Source organism: Sulfurospirillum diekertiae (genome assembly GCF_011769985.2).
GTDB classification, from domain to species: domain Bacteria; phylum Campylobacterota; class Campylobacteria; order Campylobacterales; family Sulfurospirillaceae; genus Sulfurospirillum; species Sulfurospirillum diekertiae.
This window is the reverse complement of the sequence record NZ_CP039734.2, coordinates 2,383,695-2,400,654: the sequence shown is the minus strand read 5'-3', so window position 1 is coordinate 2,400,654 and position 16,960 is coordinate 2,383,695. Positions and strand designations below refer to the sequence as shown.

16 protein-coding genes and 1 tRNA gene are annotated in these 16,960 nt (G+C 40.0%); 6 read left to right on the top strand and 11 right to left on the bottom strand.

Annotated elements, in window-relative coordinates; translation table 11 throughout:
* Window positions 1-22 precede the first annotated feature (22 nt).
* Together yedF and selD are read left to right on the top strand one after the other, a co-directional pair.
* The gene (gene yedF, locus FA584_RS12315) at window positions 23-613 is read left to right on the top strand and encodes a sulfurtransferase-like selenium metabolism protein YedF (protein ID WP_167749633.1); all 591 of its coding nucleotides are present in this window, start codon (window positions 23-25) and stop codon (window positions 611-613) included.
* 7 nt (window positions 614-620) lie between these two features.
* A complete protein-coding gene (selD, locus tag FA584_RS12310) occupies window positions 621-1,652 on the top strand; it encodes a selenide, water dikinase SelD (protein WP_167749632.1) in 1,032 nt (343 codons plus the stop codon).
* 39 nt (window positions 1,653-1,691) lie between these two features.
* Here selD and FA584_RS12305 read toward each other — a convergent pair whose 3' ends face one another.
* Window positions 1,692-1,880: a hypothetical protein gene (locus tag FA584_RS12305; protein WP_087439471.1), complete on the bottom strand. Its 189-nt coding sequence runs from the start codon at window positions 1,878-1,880 to the stop codon at window positions 1,692-1,694.
* 138 nt (window positions 1,881-2,018) lie between these two features.
* Here FA584_RS12305 and FA584_RS12300 point away from each other — a divergent pair, with 138 nt between their 5' ends.
* The gene (locus FA584_RS12300; RefSeq protein ID WP_096047460.1) at window positions 2,019-2,369 is read left to right on the top strand and encodes a hypothetical protein; all 351 of its coding nucleotides are present in this window, start codon (window positions 2,019-2,021) and stop codon (window positions 2,367-2,369) included.
* A gap of 2 nt (window positions 2,370-2,371) precedes the next feature.
* Here FA584_RS12300 and FA584_RS12295 read toward each other — a convergent pair whose 3' ends face one another.
* From FA584_RS12295 to mgtA, 6 genes are all read right to left on the bottom strand, one after another.
* Window positions 2,372-3,355: a Ppx/GppA phosphatase family protein gene (locus FA584_RS12295; protein ID WP_167749631.1), complete on the bottom strand. Its 984-nt coding sequence runs from the start codon at window positions 3,353-3,355 to the stop codon at window positions 2,372-2,374.
* Complete coding sequence (locus tag FA584_RS12290; protein ID WP_087439468.1) at window positions 3,345-3,923, bottom strand: DUF4337 domain-containing protein; 579 nt, start codon at window positions 3,921-3,923, stop codon at window positions 3,345-3,347. The genes FA584_RS12295 and FA584_RS12290 overlap by 11 nt, the downstream gene beginning before the upstream one ends.
* A gap of 53 nt (window positions 3,924-3,976) precedes the next feature.
* Window positions 3,977-4,564, bottom strand: a complete 588-nt coding sequence (locus tag FA584_RS12285; RefSeq protein WP_167749630.1) for a DedA family protein — start codon at window positions 4,562-4,564, stop codon at window positions 3,977-3,979.
* Between the two features lie 11 nt (window positions 4,565-4,575).
* Window positions 4,576-5,037: a YccF domain-containing protein gene (locus FA584_RS12280; RefSeq protein ID WP_167749629.1), complete on the bottom strand. Its 462-nt coding sequence runs from the start codon at window positions 5,035-5,037 to the stop codon at window positions 4,576-4,578.
* Window positions 5,038-5,310: 273 nt separating this feature from the next.
* Entirely contained in the window at window positions 5,311-6,225 is a 915-nt protein-coding gene (locus FA584_RS12275) for a cation diffusion facilitator family transporter (RefSeq protein WP_228448567.1), read from the bottom strand.
* Between the two features lie 27 nt (window positions 6,226-6,252).
* Window positions 6,253-8,967, bottom strand: a complete 2,715-nt coding sequence (mgtA, locus tag FA584_RS12270; protein ID WP_167749628.1) for a magnesium-translocating P-type ATPase — start codon at window positions 8,965-8,967, stop codon at window positions 6,253-6,255.
* A gap of 324 nt (window positions 8,968-9,291) precedes the next feature.
* Between mgtA and FA584_RS12265 the strand changes: the two genes are divergently transcribed.
* Window positions 9,292-10,593: a DNA polymerase Y family protein gene (locus tag FA584_RS12265; RefSeq protein ID WP_167749627.1), complete on the top strand. Its 1,302-nt coding sequence runs from the start codon at window positions 9,292-9,294 to the stop codon at window positions 10,591-10,593.
* A 63-nt stretch (window positions 10,594-10,656) separates the two neighbouring features.
* On the opposite strand, the gene FA584_RS12260 is transcribed toward FA584_RS12265, so the two are convergent.
* The 3 genes from FA584_RS12260 to FA584_RS12250 all read right to left on the bottom strand — a co-directional run bounded on the left by FA584_RS12260 (window position 10,657) and on the right by FA584_RS12250 (window position 12,470).
* Entirely contained in the window at window positions 10,657-11,874 is a 1,218-nt protein-coding gene (locus FA584_RS12260) for an OprD family outer membrane porin (protein WP_167749626.1), read from the bottom strand.
* Between the two features lie 238 nt (window positions 11,875-12,112).
* Entirely contained in the window at window positions 12,113-12,328 is a 216-nt protein-coding gene (locus FA584_RS12255; protein WP_167749625.1) for a type I restriction endonuclease subunit R, EcoR124 family, read from the bottom strand.
* A 43-nt stretch (window positions 12,329-12,371) separates the two neighbouring features.
* Window positions 12,372-12,470, bottom strand: a tRNA-Sec gene (locus FA584_RS12250).
* Window positions 12,471-12,712: 242 nt separating this feature from the next.
* On the opposite strand from FA584_RS12250, the gene FA584_RS12245 reads away from it, so the two are divergent.
* Window positions 12,713-15,205 (top strand): efflux RND transporter permease subunit, encoded by a 2,493-nt coding sequence (locus FA584_RS12245; protein ID WP_228448001.1) that lies wholly within the window; start codon window positions 12,713-12,715, stop codon window positions 15,203-15,205.
* 94 nt (window positions 15,206-15,299) lie between these two features.
* Window positions 15,300-16,118 carry a tetratricopeptide repeat protein gene (locus FA584_RS12240; RefSeq protein WP_167749624.1) on the top strand — a complete coding sequence of 273 codons (819 nt, stop codon included), beginning with the start codon at window positions 15,300-15,302 and terminating at the stop codon, window positions 16,116-16,118.
* A gap of 77 nt (window positions 16,119-16,195) precedes the next feature.
* On the opposite strand, the gene FA584_RS12235 is transcribed toward FA584_RS12240, so the two are convergent.
* Window positions 16,196-16,864 (bottom strand): amino acid ABC transporter permease, encoded by a 669-nt coding sequence (locus tag FA584_RS12235; RefSeq protein ID WP_167750644.1) that lies wholly within the window; start codon window positions 16,862-16,864, stop codon window positions 16,196-16,198.
* Window positions 16,865-16,960 lie beyond the last annotated feature (96 nt).

Sequence of the window (16,960 nt, the reverse complement as noted above, 5' to 3'; positions counted from 1 at the left end):
ATCATACTTACTGGAGAAAATCATGAAAATAGATTGTAGTGGCTTGGCATGTCCAGAGCCCGTTTTACAAACCAAAAAAGCGTTGGAAACACTCCCAAATGACTCTGTATTAGAGGTTATCGTCAATTCTTTAGCTTCCAAAGAAAACGTGACTCGTTTTGCACAAAATGGCGGATTTGATGTAAGAGTGCAAGATTTGGCGGAGGGTAAAAGTCTGATTACGATCGTCAAAGGCTTTACATGTAATGTTGTGGCTGATGCTAAAGATGAGAAGTTTTTAGACAAAACCTTGTTCCTTAAAAGCGATAAAGTCGGTGAGGGCGAACTGGGTGCAAAACTGATTGTAGGCTTTTTAAAGTCAACATTAGAACTTCCTAAACTGCCTCGTCGCATTGTCTGTGTCAATCAAGCCGTTCTTTTAACGACGGCAGATGAGAGTGCACCGATTATGGAAGTGCTCAAAGCGCTTGAAGCTAAAGGCGTTGAAATTTATTCCTGCGGTGTTTGTTTAGAATTTTTTGGTGTGAGCGACAAACTCAAAGTGGGTAAAATCGGTAATGCTTTTGGCACGATTGAGATGCTTTTTGGTGGAGATGGCACAATAAGTCTATAGGAACACAATGAATAACGAAGCAAAATTGACCAAATATGTCAAAGCTGCTGGTTGCGCTGCCAAGCTGGGTCCGGGAGACCTCACAGAAGCCATAGGCGGTCTTTCCTGCACGCATGAGAATGTTTTGGTTGGAATGGATACCAGTGACGATGCCAGTGTTTATTATCTTGATGAAGAACGCGCACTCGTACAAACGGTAGACATCATCACGCCTGTAGTCGATGATCCTTATGTGTACGGACAGATTGCAGCGGCAAACTCTTTGAGCGATGTCTTTGCGATGGGTGGCGAAGTTGCCACCGCGATGAATATCGTTGGATTTGATGGGTGTCATCAACCGCGTTCCGTTCTCAAAGCAATCTTAGAGGGTGGGCAGAGCAAAGTGGTCGAATGCGGTGGTATCATCATCGGAGGCCATACGATCGAAGCGCCTGAGATGACCTATGGCATGAGTGTCACAGGGTTTGTGCATCCACAGAAAATCTATCGCAACAACACACCACGCATTGGTGATGTGCTCATTTTGACCAAACCTCTGGGTATGGGCATCTTAACGACGGCGATTAAAGCGGATATGCTTGAGACTCAAGTGATTGAAAAAGTGGCGTCCATCCTTGCGACCCTCAATCACAAAGCCTCACGCATTATGCGCCAATACGACGTAAGTGCATGTACCGATGTAACGGGATTTGGTCTTTTTGGGCATGGGTATGAGATGAGTTTTAACCGTGTTACGATTGCTTTTGAGCTGAAAAATATTCCGATTTTAGAAGAAGCCAGAGCCATGGCGGATATGGGGATTATTCCTGCAGGTGCATATACGAACAAAAGTTATTTAAGCTCTAAAGTACAAGCCAAAGTGCCTCACAAAGATGAAATTATCTTGTACGATGCACAAACTTCTGGCGGACTTTTGATAGCGGTATCTCAAAATGATGCCCCCAAACTCTTGCATCATCTTCAGAGTGAAGGGTTAACGTACAGCGCTATTATCGCGGAAATTTTGCCTTTGGGTGAAAAACCACTGTTTTACATGTAAAAAGATGAGATAACCCAAAAGGGTTATCTCTGTTGTGGGCTACGCCTTGAGATCAAGGTTTGACCCAATACCCTCTGATGCCAGCCCAGAGACTTGTGCTGATGCAGTGTCTGTTGGTTGAGGCAGAGATTCCAACATTTTTGAAACCATCTGTTCTTGAACCTTCATTGCTTGCTTCATCGCATAAATTTCTGTGCTTGACGGGATGCTACTATTGAGTGCGTCCATTATCTACTCCTTATCAAGAGCTAACTCTATATCGGCAAATTTCCATTTGAGTTAAAATTAATCTGGAACTTAAAATGCTTGAGTTAATATGTGATACATTATATCGCAAAAGCAGGGATCGCTTGTAAAGGATACTTTATGGAAGCCAAGCATTATCTCTTATGCCCTCTTTGTAGTTACGAAACAGAGCATATTACACTCGCACGAACGCATCGACATATTCGTTTGCAGAAAAAATGGATGGTCTGCCTTGATTGCAGACATCTCCAAGAAAAACCACATCCCAAACGATTTTTGATTCAAGCATTCAAGGTTATATGGTTACATGTAAAACAATTTGCTTTTAAAAAGCATACGCACAATCCTTCCTCTCTTGTTCCAAAACTTTTGCATAAACCCAGTTGTCAGAAGTGTCATGGACATCATTTATTAGAGTGGGATGGGAATTGTCCTAAATGTGGAAGTGCCTTTTTAAAAAAAGTGGTGTGAGATTATTGGGTGTGGACTAAAAGCCAACCAATGACCCATGCACCGTCTTTTGCAAAATAGACTTTTTGATCAAAAAACTGCATTGTATCGATGGTTTCTTTTGCCAATAAGGCTCCTGCTACCAAGTTCTTAGCGCCATAATAGCCTAACAAAAAGCACTGTGCATTAGCTTCACTACACTCTTTGCGTTCTTCATGCGAAAAGAGAGCGACAACCTTCTCAAAATCCGCTTTTTCTAAACGAACAAACGACTCTAAATGACCATTGGTTTTCAAATAAGCGGTTGCCCAAAAAATACCACCACTGGCGTAGAGAGCCTCTTTTGTGTGAGTCTTTTGAAGTGTCGAGAGTTCATTCTGAATTACACTGACACATTTTTCTTCAAAGGAAGTGTTGGTGTCACGTAAGTCTGCTTGTTGGGTTAAGGAAACCGTTCCGAGTGGAATTTCAAAAAAATCAATGATATTTTGCGCATCCATCCAAGCTACTTTTGTGTTTCCTCCACCAATATCGATCATAGAAGCACTCAGCCATTGTGCTTTAGGAACAGAGCCATAAAAAGCGAACGTGCTCTCCTCTTTTTCATTGATAAAATAGAGCGAATGATGCGTCATTTTTTTGACTTTGGTCTCTAACGCGGGTCTATTTTTGATTTTATAAATAGCACTGCTAGCGATAATAAAAATGTTCTGTTCAGATATATTTTGGTCATGTAGAAGCATGTTTTGAAGTATTGCAATGTCAGAGCTGACATGTTGTATCATCTCTGGTGTCATTAAGTGATGCTCTGTTATACCACTTTGTGGAGCGGTGTTAAGAGCATTTCGATAATTGATCTTGGTAAGAGTGTTATCTATCTCTATAACATAGGCTTTAACGCCTTTTCCTCCTATTTCGATGGCGCCATACTGCTCTCCAAAGAGGGCAGCGTGGCATAAAAAAATGCAGAGAAAAAGACGTAAGAAAAAATTCTTTTTAAAGGACAAGGCAGTAGCCTGCGATAATAGCGCCAATACCGCTTAAGACTAAAGAGCCCATCCAAAACTTTTTATTGCGAGTGAGTGCTGAAATAGAGGCAAGCGCAATCGAAATTTGTAAAAAGGTAATTGCAAAGCTAAGAATGTGATGAATGTGATAGTAGTGATCACTCTGCTCATTCCGTAATTCTTTCAGTCCTTCAATACGCTCCGCTTCGGCTTTAATCTCTTCTTGTTCTTTTTTGTAGACCGCGACTTTTTTCTTAAAATCTTCTGCTTTATCAGGATAAATTTCCGCATTAACTGTGTAAATATGGGCTTTTACACTTTTAGCTTGATAAAAATTCCACTGATCAGATGCTTGACTTTGGTAGAGTACCGCTTCATTTTTGGTAAGGATCGTTTTCGATGTAATTTGTGATTCATACAAACCAACGAGGGCTGTCACAATGGCAATAATGGCCGTACTCAGCGAAATATACGAAAGCCAACCTTCTACTTCTTCCTCTTTATGTTCTACCTCAGCAATAGCTTCCTCAACTTGTTTTAAATGTTCTTCAATGGCATTACTTTCCATGGGTTATCCTCTTCTAAAATCTAAAAATGCGCGCGTATTTTATCAAAAAAATACTACTTTTGATCTACTTTTGTTTTTAATGTTTTTTCTGTGATCGTATGAATGTAGTAGTATGCCACACCAATGAGTAATCCAACAAGAGGAAGCGCGTAGTACCAGTGTGTTTTTGCCCATTTAATGACACCTAAAATTTCATTTCCGAAGTACCACACTGGGATAATAATCAATGCTGCCCAGCACCATGCCGCAAACAGGTTGATCACAGCATATTTTTTAGCGCTGTATCCAGTTAGTCCGATGGCAATAGGAATGATTGTGCGAAGCCCGTACAAGTAGCGCTGTAAAAAAATGATCGGCCAACCATGCTTTTTAAGCAGGAGATGCGCTAATGCAAATTTGCGTCGTTGCTTTTTGAGCGTGCGATGCACATAACTTTTATTAAATCTTCCAATGTAAAAATAGATCTGATCTCCTGCAAAACCACCCAGTCCTGCTACAAAGATAGCGATAAAAAGTTGCATGTCTCCTGTATGGCTAAAAAGTCCAGCCATTACCAGACCACTTTCACCTTCTAAAATACTCCAGAAAAAAAGAATAATGTACCCATACTCTTGCATACTTGAGATAAAAAAGTCTTCCATAATCTGCCTATTTAATTCTTGTGTCGCATGGAAGCGGCTATTTGTTCTGCATTAAAATTTCGAGCGGCTGCTGCAACCTCTTTATCAACGATGGTTTGACCAATGGGAAAGAGCGAGATAGCGGCAAGTTTGAGGTGTTGGATGCCAAAAGGAATACCAATAATCGAGGCAAAACATGCAATCGCAGAGAAAACATGACCAAGAGCAAGCCAAATACCTGCAAAGAGAAACCAAATAACGTTACCCACGACCCCAAAGGAACTGGTTCCAATATCGTCTTTGTGCAGGAGCTCTTTACGACTGATGGCTTCTTTGCCAAATGGAAAAAAGGTAAATTGACCGATGATAAAACAGGCTTTTGCCCACGGAATGCCGATAATAGTGATAAATGCGAATATTCCTACAATCCACCAGCAGAGTCCCATAAAAACGCCACCTAAAATAAACCATAAAAAGTTGCCGATTGAACGCATACTGTTTCCTTAACTGTTTGAGTGTCGTATTCTACTTAAAAGTAAGGTTGATTTTGATTACAAAAGGTGAAATGTTAAAAAAAAGAGAAGGGCAAAGAGTAACGCTCAGACCGGGCAATCTGAGCGCATCTTTTAAAATGATTGAGTGTTTCACAAAAAGGAGGTTATTGACTTGGTAATGAAAGTATAGGAGAATAGATTAAACGTGTGATTAACCTTTTGTAAATAAAAAGTCAATGAGAAAATTTAACAACGTTATCACTTCTTTGACGTTCATTTCTTCAATACAGGATCCACATGGATCATAATATAAAGCACCGGATGCTTGGACATAACATTGGCTTTGACAGCTTTGGCTATGATGTGACCTTCCGCTACGGTAATGGAGCCATCAATATCCAAATGGACATCAGCCAAAATCAAATCACCTGCTTTACGTGTTTTTAACTGGTGAAATCCGATAACGCCTGGCGTTGCAGCAATTTCAGCAGCAATAGCAGCTACTTGATCTTCGCTGATGGATTTATCTAACAAATCTTGCGTTGCATCCCATAAAAACTTCCATCCCATTTTACTTACACCAAACCCAACAATCAAAGCTGCAATAGGATCAAGAATGGGAAAACCCGCAAGGTTCCCAATAATACCGATGGATACAACCAAAGACGATGCCGCGTCCGATCTAGCATGCCAAGCGTTAGCAATTAACATGCTTGATTTTACTTTTTGGGCGACGGCTAACATATAACGAAAGAGCAACTCTTTCGCCATCAATGAACCGAGCGCTGTCCAAAGTGCTATCAGATGCACCGTTGGAATAGACTCAGGAGATTGTAGTTTATGCACCGCCGACCAGACCATGCCAATGCCCACTACTAAAAGCAATCCCCCTAAAATCATAGAAGCTAAGTTTTCATAGCGTTTATAACCATAATGGTAATGGGTATCTGCCTTCTTTTGGCTTTTCCATGCAGCCACAAGGGCGACAAAATCAGCGCCTAGATCTGATAAAGAGTGAATACCATCAGCAATCAAACCCTGTGAACCTGATACAATACCAATAATAACTTGGCAAATAGATAAACAGAGGTTGACAAAAGCACTGACCCAAATACTTTTGTTAACAGCTCTTTTGGTCTTTGCGGTACTCTCTTCTTCCATCCCCATTTCTTCTGTAAAATTTCCCAATATGAACTCCTCTTTATACGCCCCGTTTTAAATTCTAGCAAATTTTTTGATGTAGTACATTTTAACACTTTGCGTTAAAAAGATATACCCTATCATCATTACACCTAAAATACTCCAATACTCAGTAGGCAAGGCAACCAGTCCTAAGGATGCGGCAAATGGAGAAAAAGGTAACCAAATTCCCAAACACATAATGCTTGCCGTCATCAAGATAACCGGCAAACTTGCGGTACTTTGAAAAAATGGAATTTTGTCGGTTCGTATAATGTGCACAATCAGTGTTTGCGAGATGAGAGACTCCACAAACCATCCTGTTTGGAACAGTGCTTCATTATGCCACGCATCAAAGATATAAATCATCACACCAAATGTAATATAATCAAACACCGAACTCGTAGGTCCAACGATAAGCATAAAGTTTTTAATATCGGCAATATCCCATTTCTTGGGTTTTTTGATGAGTTCATCATCCACATGATCGGTGGGTGTAGTGGACTGAGAAAGATCGTATAAAAAGTTATTGGTGACGATTTGAATCGGGTGCATAGGAATAAACGGCAAAAGGGCACTGGCTCCGACCACACTAAACATATTGCCGTAGTTTGAACTTGAACCCATTTTGATGTATTTGATAATATTTGCAAACACTTTTCTTCCCAGCAACACCCCTTGCTCTAAAACGAGCAGACTGCGTTCGAGTAAGATGATGTCAGCAGTCTCTTTGGCAATATCTACGGCGGTATCGACAGAGATACCCACGTCAGCGAGTTTAAGGGCAGGAGCGTCATTGATACCATCACCCATAAACCCAACGGTGTGACCATTTTGTCTGAGTGCACTGACAATGCGTGCTTTATTGTCAGGGGAGAGTTTGGCAAAAACATTGGCTTTTTCAACAGCAAGTTTGAGCTCCTCTTCATTCATCGCATCAATGTCAGCTCCTTGGTAAATAGCAGTAATTTCCAACCCCACATCTTTACAGATTTTTGTCGTGACACGTTCATTGTCACCGGTGAGAACTTTAACGCTGACGCCGTATTCATTTAACATTTTGATTGCTTTTTTTGCACTCTCTTTGGGAGGGTCAAGAAAGGACATAAATCCTGCCAAAATCATTTGGGATTCATCTTGGATTGCATAGGCTTGTTGAGAATTGGGTATGTTTTTGTAGGCCACGGCAATAACCCTAAAACCATCATTGTTGTATTCATTAACCAGATTAAAAATATCACTGTACATCGTAGTATCCAGTGGTAAAATCTCACCATTTTTTTCAACATGTGTGCAGACTTTAACCATCTCTTCGACAGCACCCTTGGTGATGAGAAGATGTGAATTGTCGGTTTTACCAACCACAACGGACATTCGTTTGCGGTTAAAATCAAAAGGAATTTCATCTACTTTATTGGGAAATTCATTAACTGCCAACCCTTCGATTTCAGAATGCTCCAAAACAGCGACGTCCAGAAGGTTTTTCAAGCCAGTTTGATGGAAACTGTTTAAGTAGGCTAATTCTAAAACATGGTTACATTTTTCACCATTGACGTTGACATGTTGTTCGAGGATAATTTTATCTTGGGTAAGTGTGCCTGTTTTATCGGTGCATAAAATATCCATTGCTCCAAAATTTTGAATGGCACTGAGCTTTTTAACAATGACTTTTTGCTTGGATAACGCGAAGGCACCTTTGCTTAAATTGACTGTGACGATCATCGGTAGCATTTCAGGAGCAAGCCCCACGGCAACAGAGAGTCCAAATAAAAATGCACCCATCCAATCATGTTTTAAAAACCCATTGACCAGCATCACCACCGGCACCATTATAAACATAAATCGAAGCATCAACCATGTAAACTTTTTGATGCCTATATCAAAGCTTGTTGGTTCCGCCGCACTCTCAATCACTTTGGCAATGGAGCCAAGATAGGTCTCTTTTCCTGTGGTACACACAACGCCAATTGCTGTTCCACTCTCAATACTGGAACCCATAAAACAGATATTATGTGCGCTTATCATGGATTCAATTTCATGCGGTTCATTGATGGCAACTTTTTCCACAGGCATCGCTTCGCCTGTCAGCGAGGCTTGATTTAAAAAGAGATCTTTGGAGCTGATGATTCTCAGATCTGCGGGGATGATGTCACCTGCACTCAGATGGACAATGTCGCCAGGTACAATCTTTTTGATGGCTATTTCAATGGTTTGAGAGTGAGATTCATGGATTTTATGATTGGATTGGGTAGTGATTTCATCTGAACTGGGTTCATCATTTTGCCTGAGTACCGTTGCTGTTGATGAGACCATACTGCTGAGTTTCTCAGCCGCTTTGCTGGAACGAAATTCTTGCATGGAAGAGAGAGCAACACTCAGAAGCGTCATGCCTCCTACGACAACGGCGGTTCGTACATCGTCCATGTAAAGCGAAACACTGGCAAGAACGATAAGCATGAGTGTCAATGGATTTTTAATATTTTCAAAAATAACCAGCAAGGGGTTGGCTTTTTTGTTTTCCAAAATGATATTCGCCCCAAATTTTAAAAGATGTTTGTGCGCCTCATGCTTGCTTAACCCTTTTTCAGAGCTACCAAGCTTTTCAAAGAGCTCCTCTTTGGAGCAGGTTGCAAGTTCTTTGAGTTTGTGGGTGCTAGACTGTGTACTGGCGATATTTTGCTTGGATGCTTTAAAGTTTTTTGGCAAAAATGCAGGCACTAAGGTGTGAAAAAAATAGTCATATTTGAACATGGTTCATTCCTTCTTATAATGTTAAGAAGGTGGTTTAGGGCTTAGAGTCGGCTGATTTAAAGTTTTGTGCAGGGCAAAAACAAACCACCTACAAAGGAGCAGACTTTACGAGAACTCGGGTGATCGTCCATGACTGCTCCTTTCTTTTTAGGTGGTTTTATTTGCGTAGAATTGTAGCTAAACTTTTTAAATAAATGGGTGACAAGAGATGAAAAATTTTGTGGCTACGTTGACTCAGTAAAAAATTTCATAGTGTAATATTTTTGAAGCTTTTTTTGAAATTCGTCTATACTGTTTTTATCTTTACATGTAAAAAGGTTTTGCGTGATTATTCATCTGGATTTGGACTGTTTTTTTGTCTCTGCTGAACGAACGAGGACACCTTTTTTGAAAGGTAAGCCAGTTGTTGTGTGCAAAAGTAGTGATGCTAAAATCTTTAGTACGCTTGATAGTGAAAGCGTCATGACCGAGTCCGTGGGTGGTTTCAATGGACTCATTCAACATAAAAAAACATTTTCAAGCTTTGATAAAGAGGCGTGGAAAAGCGAGTTTATGGATGAAAAAGGGCGTGTTCATGGGATTGTGATTGCGAAGAGTTACGAAGCAAAGAAGTACGGCATCAAAACAGGCACTTCGCTTCGTGATGCACTCGCGATGTGCCCGAAGCTTCTCATTGTACCTAGTGACCATCTTTTTTATCAACTGCTTTCCACCAAACTCAAAGCTTTTTTACAGACCAAAATCCCCATCTTGGAGCAGTACAGCATTGATGAGTTTTGGGGCGATTTGAAAGGGTGGGTGAAAGAGGAAGCAACACATGCTTTTATTGCCTCCTTGCAAAAAGAGATTTTAGAGAAATTTGATCTGCCCATTTCTATTGGAGCTTCAAGTTCCAAGTGGATCGCAAAACTTGCGACAGATTTTCGCAAACCCTATGGATTGACGTTAGTTCCTCAACATGAGATCGCTTCGTTTATCTCTTTGATGCCCATTGCAACCTTTCCTGGCATCGGGCGGGTGCTTCAGAAAAAGTTTGAAAGCTATGGTATTGCAACTTTGGGCGAGGTGTTGGAGCATCATAAGCTTGTTTCCGCGTGGGGCACCATCGGTAAAGACTTGCTTGCGCGCATCAGCGGGGTCGATAATGAACCCGTGGTGACCAAGCGAGATCGTCGTTCCATCGGCATTTCGCGCAATTTTCATGTCATTCATAACCGTGATGAGGTGTTGCGCCGAGCGATTATACTCTCACGTCATCTCTCGTATACGATTGCGAAGCTGGATTTGCACCCAACGACTTATTATTTATATCTGCGCTACGAAAATGGCATTTCCTCTAAAAGCTCCCAAACGCTTGATCGCTCTTTTAGCGAGGGTTTGTACCGTGAGTGGGTTGTTCAGATGTTTTCATCACTTGACACTCACCCCCATTATGGAATTTTGCATTTAGGCTTGGCGCTTTCAAACTTCATCACGCCTTCACAAACCAAGACCTTTTCCCTTTTACATGTAGAGGAGGACGAGAAGTCAAAACGGTTGTCTGAGAAACTGACCAAACTACGTGATAAGTACGGTATAGATATTATAAGGAGTGGGGCTGAGAAACAGGAGAATGAAAAAGAATAAATCATGAATAGACTATTTAAAAAGGAACCCACTTCAAAATGAAGTGGGCTAAGAAAGAAAAAATTAGAATTTGTAGTTGGCTTTAAATCTCAATTGATCACCATCTTTGTCTTTACCTTTAGACTCAAACTCAGCACCTAATTTGAAGTTTTTCAAAGCACCGTCAAATTTGTAAGAAGCGTAAAGAGAGGTGTATGAACCTTTTGTGTTGTCATTGAAATCAGACTCTACATAACGGGCACCAACATTTGCTGCCGCTGTAATATCGTAATTTAAATCAACAGCATACGTATCGGTATTTTTTTGATATCCTGGAGTAGAGAAAACAGGATCGGTATAAAGTAGGTCAGCACCATTCCCTAATCCAGAAATAATATTACCGCTAGCTACATCGTCATTGCTCGTTTTAGAGTATGCTACATAACCATTTAGACCTTTAAAACTCAAACCTGCTTTAAGACCATATGCATTGATTGAATCATCTGCAAATCCTGCGGCATTTTTGAAGCTATTGTAATAGTCTTGAGCAGCAAGGGTATACCCAAAATCACCTGCTTTACCTGTATATAGTGCTTCAACATATCCTAAATGGATACCATCTACATCTTCGACATCTGCATAGGCGTAAGCACCTGTTAATGTTAATCCAGGAATTGATTTGTTGATAACTACTAAGGTATAAGCACCATTGTCAAGATCAACAGCATCTGCAGAACCTGTTGCAAATGATTTTGTAAATTTACCAACATTACCCTTACCATCGGTTCTAGATTGGAATTTTTGAACATAACCAGCAATTAATGTTGTATTTGGTAGGTCTGTATTTACGACAGTAACACCTTCAAATGCTTCTTTCGTCATTCTTGAACCACTACTACTTACAAGAGGTGTATCGATAAACATACGGCCAATTTGAGCAGTTGTTTTGCCGAGGGTATATGAAAGATATGCTTCTGAAAGAACAGCACCCGTGCCGTATTCATCGCCATTAAATCTGGCTTTGCCCGCATCTGTAGCAAATGGTGAAGCGTTACCTTGCGCTGTAAAATTAGCCCCCAAACCATAGAATGTATCTGTTTTATAGTTAAGCAAAATACCTGTCGTGAAAAGATCTTCTCTATCGTTGCCCGCACTGTCAGTTTTACTAAAATAGTAAGCTCTAAGCTCACCACTTATTTTACCATTTTTAAATGCGTCCTCCAATGTTGTTGAAGCTGCAAATGCACTCGATGCAAGTCCAGCAACTACGATAGCCACCAAGCTAAGTTTAGCTAGTCTCATACTTTTCTCCTTTTAAAGTTTTATTTAAATGCTCCTTAATTTAACAGATGAAAACGACGTGAAAATGACTTTTATAAACTTTTAATATTAATATTAAAAATTAAATATATATAGGAATAAATTTTTCTGTATTTGTAACAAAAGCAATAGTATCTTTGCCAGTATCATAAGAAATGAAGCTACTCAAAAAAATAGTAAAAGGTGAAATAGTGTTAAAAGTGGAGGTAATAACCTATGGTCAAAGTATGTATTTAAGGTTATTTTTAAATGCAAAAAGACTCATAGGCTTCTTTTTCTCGGCATCCCAAAAGCTTTCAAACGCACTTTCTATCGCATCTGTGTCATCTAATTGCATCAAATGGTCGTTAATAAATTTTTCAATGAGCTCAGCTTTTAAGTTGAACCGTGCCACTGAGCGTTTTAATGAGGGCTTCTTTTTGTTTTCTTCACCCATAATGTTCCATTGTTTGTCGTAAAGTTGTGTAGTGTTTGAGAGTTGGCGAGAGGGTGTAGGAATCGAACCTACCAGCAGACGGTCAACCGCCCACCCAATCGGCTTTGAAGGCCGTGGTGCACACCAGAGTCACATACCCCCCGCAAAAGGTGAATTATTCTAACGAAGTCAAAGTAAAAAAGAGCTTTATAGGGGATTGATATGCTTGTATTTGGTGCTTTATCAAACCATAATTAAGGAAATGTGTTTGAAAAAAGATATAATTCAACAAATAAAATAGCGAAATGTTTGAGAGAAAAAGCAACGATACTGCAGACTCAACGGTAGTTATTCCAAATTATCCAACAAAACGCTTGAAAAATTAAAATTGAATGGAAAATTTTCGTGGAAAAATATGTAGAAATGTATTCGGACTTTATAACCAAAAATCATAAAATCGTTTTATCAATCTTGCTTTTAGTGACGCTGTTCCTTGGGTATTTTGCGGTACATCTCAGTGTAGATGCCTCCGCTGAAACATTGCTCCTTGAAAACGATAAAGACCTTCAACTTACCAGAGAGATTCACAAACGTTATACCAGTTCGGACTATCTTGTCATCTCCTTTTCTCCCAATGATCCTATGCTTTCTGAGAAGAGTCTCAATACGATCAGAAGTCTTAAAGAGGCACTTTTAAAAGTGGATAGCGTGAAAAGTGTTGTGAGCATTTTGGATGTTCCGCTGCTTGAGAGTCCACCTCGGTCTATCAAAGAGTTTATTGATGACATACGAACGCTTGAAAGCAAAGATATTAATAAGACTATGGTGCAAGAGGAGTTTACAACCAGCCCTATTTATAAAAACAATCTTGTCAGTGCGGATTTTAAAACAACGGGCATTCTGATCAATTTAAAAGATGATACAAAATACATGGAGTTTGTCAAAGCTCGCAATGCGCTTCTGGATAAACAAAAAGTAGAAAAACTCACCAAAGAGGAATCTCTTCAACTTAAACACATTCAAAAAGAGTTTAAAGAGTATAGAGAGGTCGTCAAGGACAAATCACATAGCGTGATTAAAGAAGTCAGAGATATTATCGATATGCATAAGGATAGCGGGCAGCTCTTTTTAGGTGGCGTTATGATGGTTGCGGATGATATGATTAGCTTTGTCAAAGATGACATCAAAACGTATGGTATCTCTGTTATTCTCATTATGGTCTTAGTGCTTTGGATCATTTTTAGACAGTTACGGTATGTATTGATCCCTGTTACGGTGGCATTTTCTGCGGTTGTGATTACCGCTGGACTCTACACACTTTTTGGGCTAGAAGTCACCGTTATTTCTTCCAATTTTGTCTCCATGCAGCTTATTATGGCGATCTCTTTGTCCATCCACCTTGTCTCCAATTACCGTGAAAACTACATCAAAAATCCCGAGTTATCGCAAAAAGAGATCATCGCCATTACGATGGAAAAAATGGTTTTACCGATGTCGTTTGTTGTATGTAGTTCAATCGTTGCGTATATGTCGCTTATCAGCAGTGGTATCCTTCCGGTTATGAATTTTGGATGGATGATGGCCGTGGCATCGTGTATCTCTTTCCTTTTTGCCATTATATTTTCACCTGCAATGTTGATGGCTTTGAAGAAAAAAGCTCCTGTCTTAACGTATGACAAATTTACTAAATTAACATTGGCGTGTGCCAATGCCGTTAAAGCGTATCCGAAAACAATTTATCTGGGCTCACTTGCTGTTGTCATTTTTAGCATCGTTGGAACAACACAGCTTATCGTTGAAAACAGTATGATTAATTATTTTAGAGATAAAACAGAAATCTACCAAGGTATGAAAAAAATTGATGAAAACTTAGGAGGGACAACGCCCCTTGAAGTGGTCGTAAGATTCCCTAAGAAACAGGCATCTATGGAGAAAAGTTCAGATCCTAGCGTGCTTGATAGTTTTGAAGAAGAGTTTAACAAACAAAGCGGTGAAGCGCAATACTGGTTTACTGACCAAAAGATGGAAGAAATATTAAAAATTCAAACATTTCTTGAAAGCATGAATAATGTTGGAAATGTATCATCGCTTGCAACACTCTTAAGGGTTGGGAAAATCATTAAAAATGGCCAAGGGTTGGACAGTTTTGAACTGGGAATTCTTTATAAAGCACTTCCCGAAGAAGATAAAAATATGCTTTTAGATTCGTATATTAACATTGAAAACGATGAGGCACGATTTATCATACGCATCAAAGATTCTTCAAAAGATCTCAGGCGCGAAGAGTTAATCAATACCATAAGAGCAGGATTGGAAAAAGAAATTGGCTTGAAAGAGAGTGATTTTGATATTGTGGGAATGATGGTTTTATACAATAATATGCTCCAATCCCTCTATCAAACTCAGATTTTAACCGTAGGTGAAACCATATCTATACTAGGATTGATGTTCTTATTTTTATTTAGGTCTGTTAAAATAGGGCTTATTGCGATTGTTGTCAATATTATTCCTATTGGCATCGTATTTGGAATTATGGGTGTCTTTAAAATACCTCTGGACATTATGAATATCACCATTGCTGCCATTGCTTTTGATATGGCGATGAACAATACCGTTTATTATTATCTGCGATTTAGAGCTGAACTTAAAAAAGATGGTGATTATGTTGCCACAATGGTGAGATCGCATGCAAGTGTTGGTAATCCTATGTATTATTGCGCTGGCGTAACCGTGATAGGGTTTATGGTTTTGGTGACATCCAACTTCGTTCCAACCATTGTATTTGGACTTTTGACTGTCGCTACAATCTTTGTTGCCATTGTTGCCGATCTCTTGCTCTCACCGTTATTGCTGATAACGTTTAAAGCGTTTGGAACACCTAAAACAAAAGAACTTTAAGCCATAGAGATAATGCGTAAAAGTCTATTTAATCGCTATTAAAACTATTGCGTTACTATTTCACTATTATATTATCCTCTAAAGGAATGTTGTCGTGAAAAAAATATTTGGATTTTTAACGGTTCTCATTTTCGTGGTGAGTTTCGCACATGCAGAGCCTACGATACACCAAGTTTACGAAGCAGCGCAAGCGGGTAAACTCAGTGAAGCACACACAATGGTTGAAGAGGTTTTAAAAGCACATCCACAAAGTGCCAAAGCACACTTTGTCAATGCTGAAATACTCTCAGCCCAAGGTCAAATTACGCAAGCGCGTTCTGAACTTAGCGTTGCTGAGCAGTTAGAGCCAGGATTGCCTTTTGCCAAACCACAAGCGATTCAAACGCTTAAAGATAAGCTAGGACTCTTGGGTGCTCCTAAGACTCTCTCTAATGAGCATCAAAGCGCATCTTCTTCCACTAAACCTTTTCCATGGACAACCGCATTGCTCTTTGGGGGAGGTGCACTTGTCTTTGTTTTCCTTATTCGATCAGCGTTTAGCCGAAAGTCTACACCTTCCAACAATGGCTTGAACGGTGGAACACCTCCAACCGCGCCCTATCCTAATAACGCTCCTATGAATCCTTCCAGTTCACAAGGTGGAGGAATGGGAAGTGGCATCGCTTCAGGATTGGCGACAGGACTTGCCGCAGGCGTTGGTGTGGCTGCAGGTGAAGCGTTGTTTAACCATTTTGCCAATAACAACGCCTCAACGCCCAACGCAGGAGCCCATACTGCGCCCCCCGTGGACACTACCCCACAACCGTCTTCTTCTGATTTTGGAGACAATGACTTTGGCATTAACGATGACAGTTCATGGGATGATAGCTCTTCGGATGATAGCATGAGTGATTCCAGTAGCGATTCTTGGTAAAAAAGTAAAGCAAGAAAAGTGGCGCAAGGCTACTTTTCTTACTCGCTTTCACGTTACATGTAAAGATTTAAAACCGATTAGTCTTTCATCCGCTCTTCAAGCTTTTTAGCCCAAAAGGAGATAGGGTAGGTGAGCATCAAATACCCAATGGCTAGGGGTATGTAACTCTCTAAGGTTGAAAAAGTATAAGCGTTGACCTCTTGGGCATTCATAGTAAACTCACTGATCGAGATGATCGAAAGCAAGGATGAGTCTTTGATGATGGAGGCGAATTGCCCCGTAAGTGGAGGGATGATCCTTTTGTACGCTTGGGGAAAAATGATATAACGGTAGGTTTGAAACGGGGTAAAGCCAAGGGATTGAGCCGATTCGTACTGACTTTTGTGAATACTTTGGATGCCTGCTCGTATAATCTCACTCACATAAGCACCTGAAAACATCGCAAGAATCACCGTTCCAACGATATAGCGATTGTTAAAGCCAAGATTGTTGGCAAAGACATAGAAAAAGATCAAAATTTGCACCAAAAGTGGTGTTCCTCTGATAAGCTCGATATAAAACCGCGAAAAAAACCGCAAAAGAATCACTTTAGAATTTTGTCCATACGCAAAAAAAACTCCAATGAAAAGACTTAAAATCAAGGCAAAAAAGGAGATAACGATCGTCATAAAAAAGCCATCAATAAACTTTTGTTTGTACGCGTAGATGCTCTCCCAATGAAACTCATAGGAGACCGAGGTAAACATACCATAACAGACAGCGATGATGATGCAAGAAAGAACCAAAAAGTTAAAGACATAAACGCTCTTATTTTTTTTTACATTCTCTTTTTGGTCAATCTC

Bases quoted from the DNA above. Each gene is read 5' to 3' on its own strand.
- yedF (WP_167749633.1), top strand. From the start codon at position 23: ATGAAAATAGATTGTAGTGGCTTGGCATGTCCAGAGCCCGTTTTACAA.
- selD (WP_167749632.1), top strand. From the start codon at position 621: ATGAATAACGAAGCAAAATTGACCAAATATGTCAAAGCTGCTGGTTGC.
- FA584_RS12305 (WP_087439471.1), bottom strand. From the start codon at position 1,880: ATGGACGCACTCAATAGTAGCATCCCGTCAAGCACAGAAATTTATGCG.
- FA584_RS12300 (WP_096047460.1), top strand. From the start codon at position 2,019: ATGGAAGCCAAGCATTATCTCTTATGCCCTCTTTGTAGTTACGAAACA.
- FA584_RS12290 (WP_087439468.1), bottom strand. From the start codon at position 3,923: ATGGAAAGTAATGCCATTGAAGAACATTTAAAACAAGTTGAGGAAGCT.
- FA584_RS12285 (WP_167749630.1), bottom strand. From the start codon at position 4,564: ATGGAAGACTTTTTTATCTCAAGTATGCAAGAGTATGGGTACATTATT.
- FA584_RS12280 (WP_167749629.1), bottom strand. From the start codon at position 5,037: ATGCGTTCAATCGGCAACTTTTTATGGTTTATTTTAGGTGGCGTTTTT.
- mgtA (WP_167749628.1), bottom strand. From the start codon at position 8,967: ATGTTCAAATATGACTATTTTTTTCACACCTTAGTGCCTGCATTTTTG.
- FA584_RS12260 (WP_167749626.1), bottom strand. From the start codon at position 11,874: ATGAGACTAGCTAAACTTAGCTTGGTGGCTATCGTAGTTGCTGGACTT.
- FA584_RS12255 (WP_167749625.1), bottom strand. From the start codon at position 12,328: ATGGGTGAAGAAAACAAAAAGAAGCCCTCATTAAAACGCTCAGTGGCA.
- FA584_RS12235 (WP_167750644.1), bottom strand. From the start codon at position 16,864: ATGTTTACCTCGGTCTCCTATGAGTTTCATTGGGAGAGCATCTACGCG.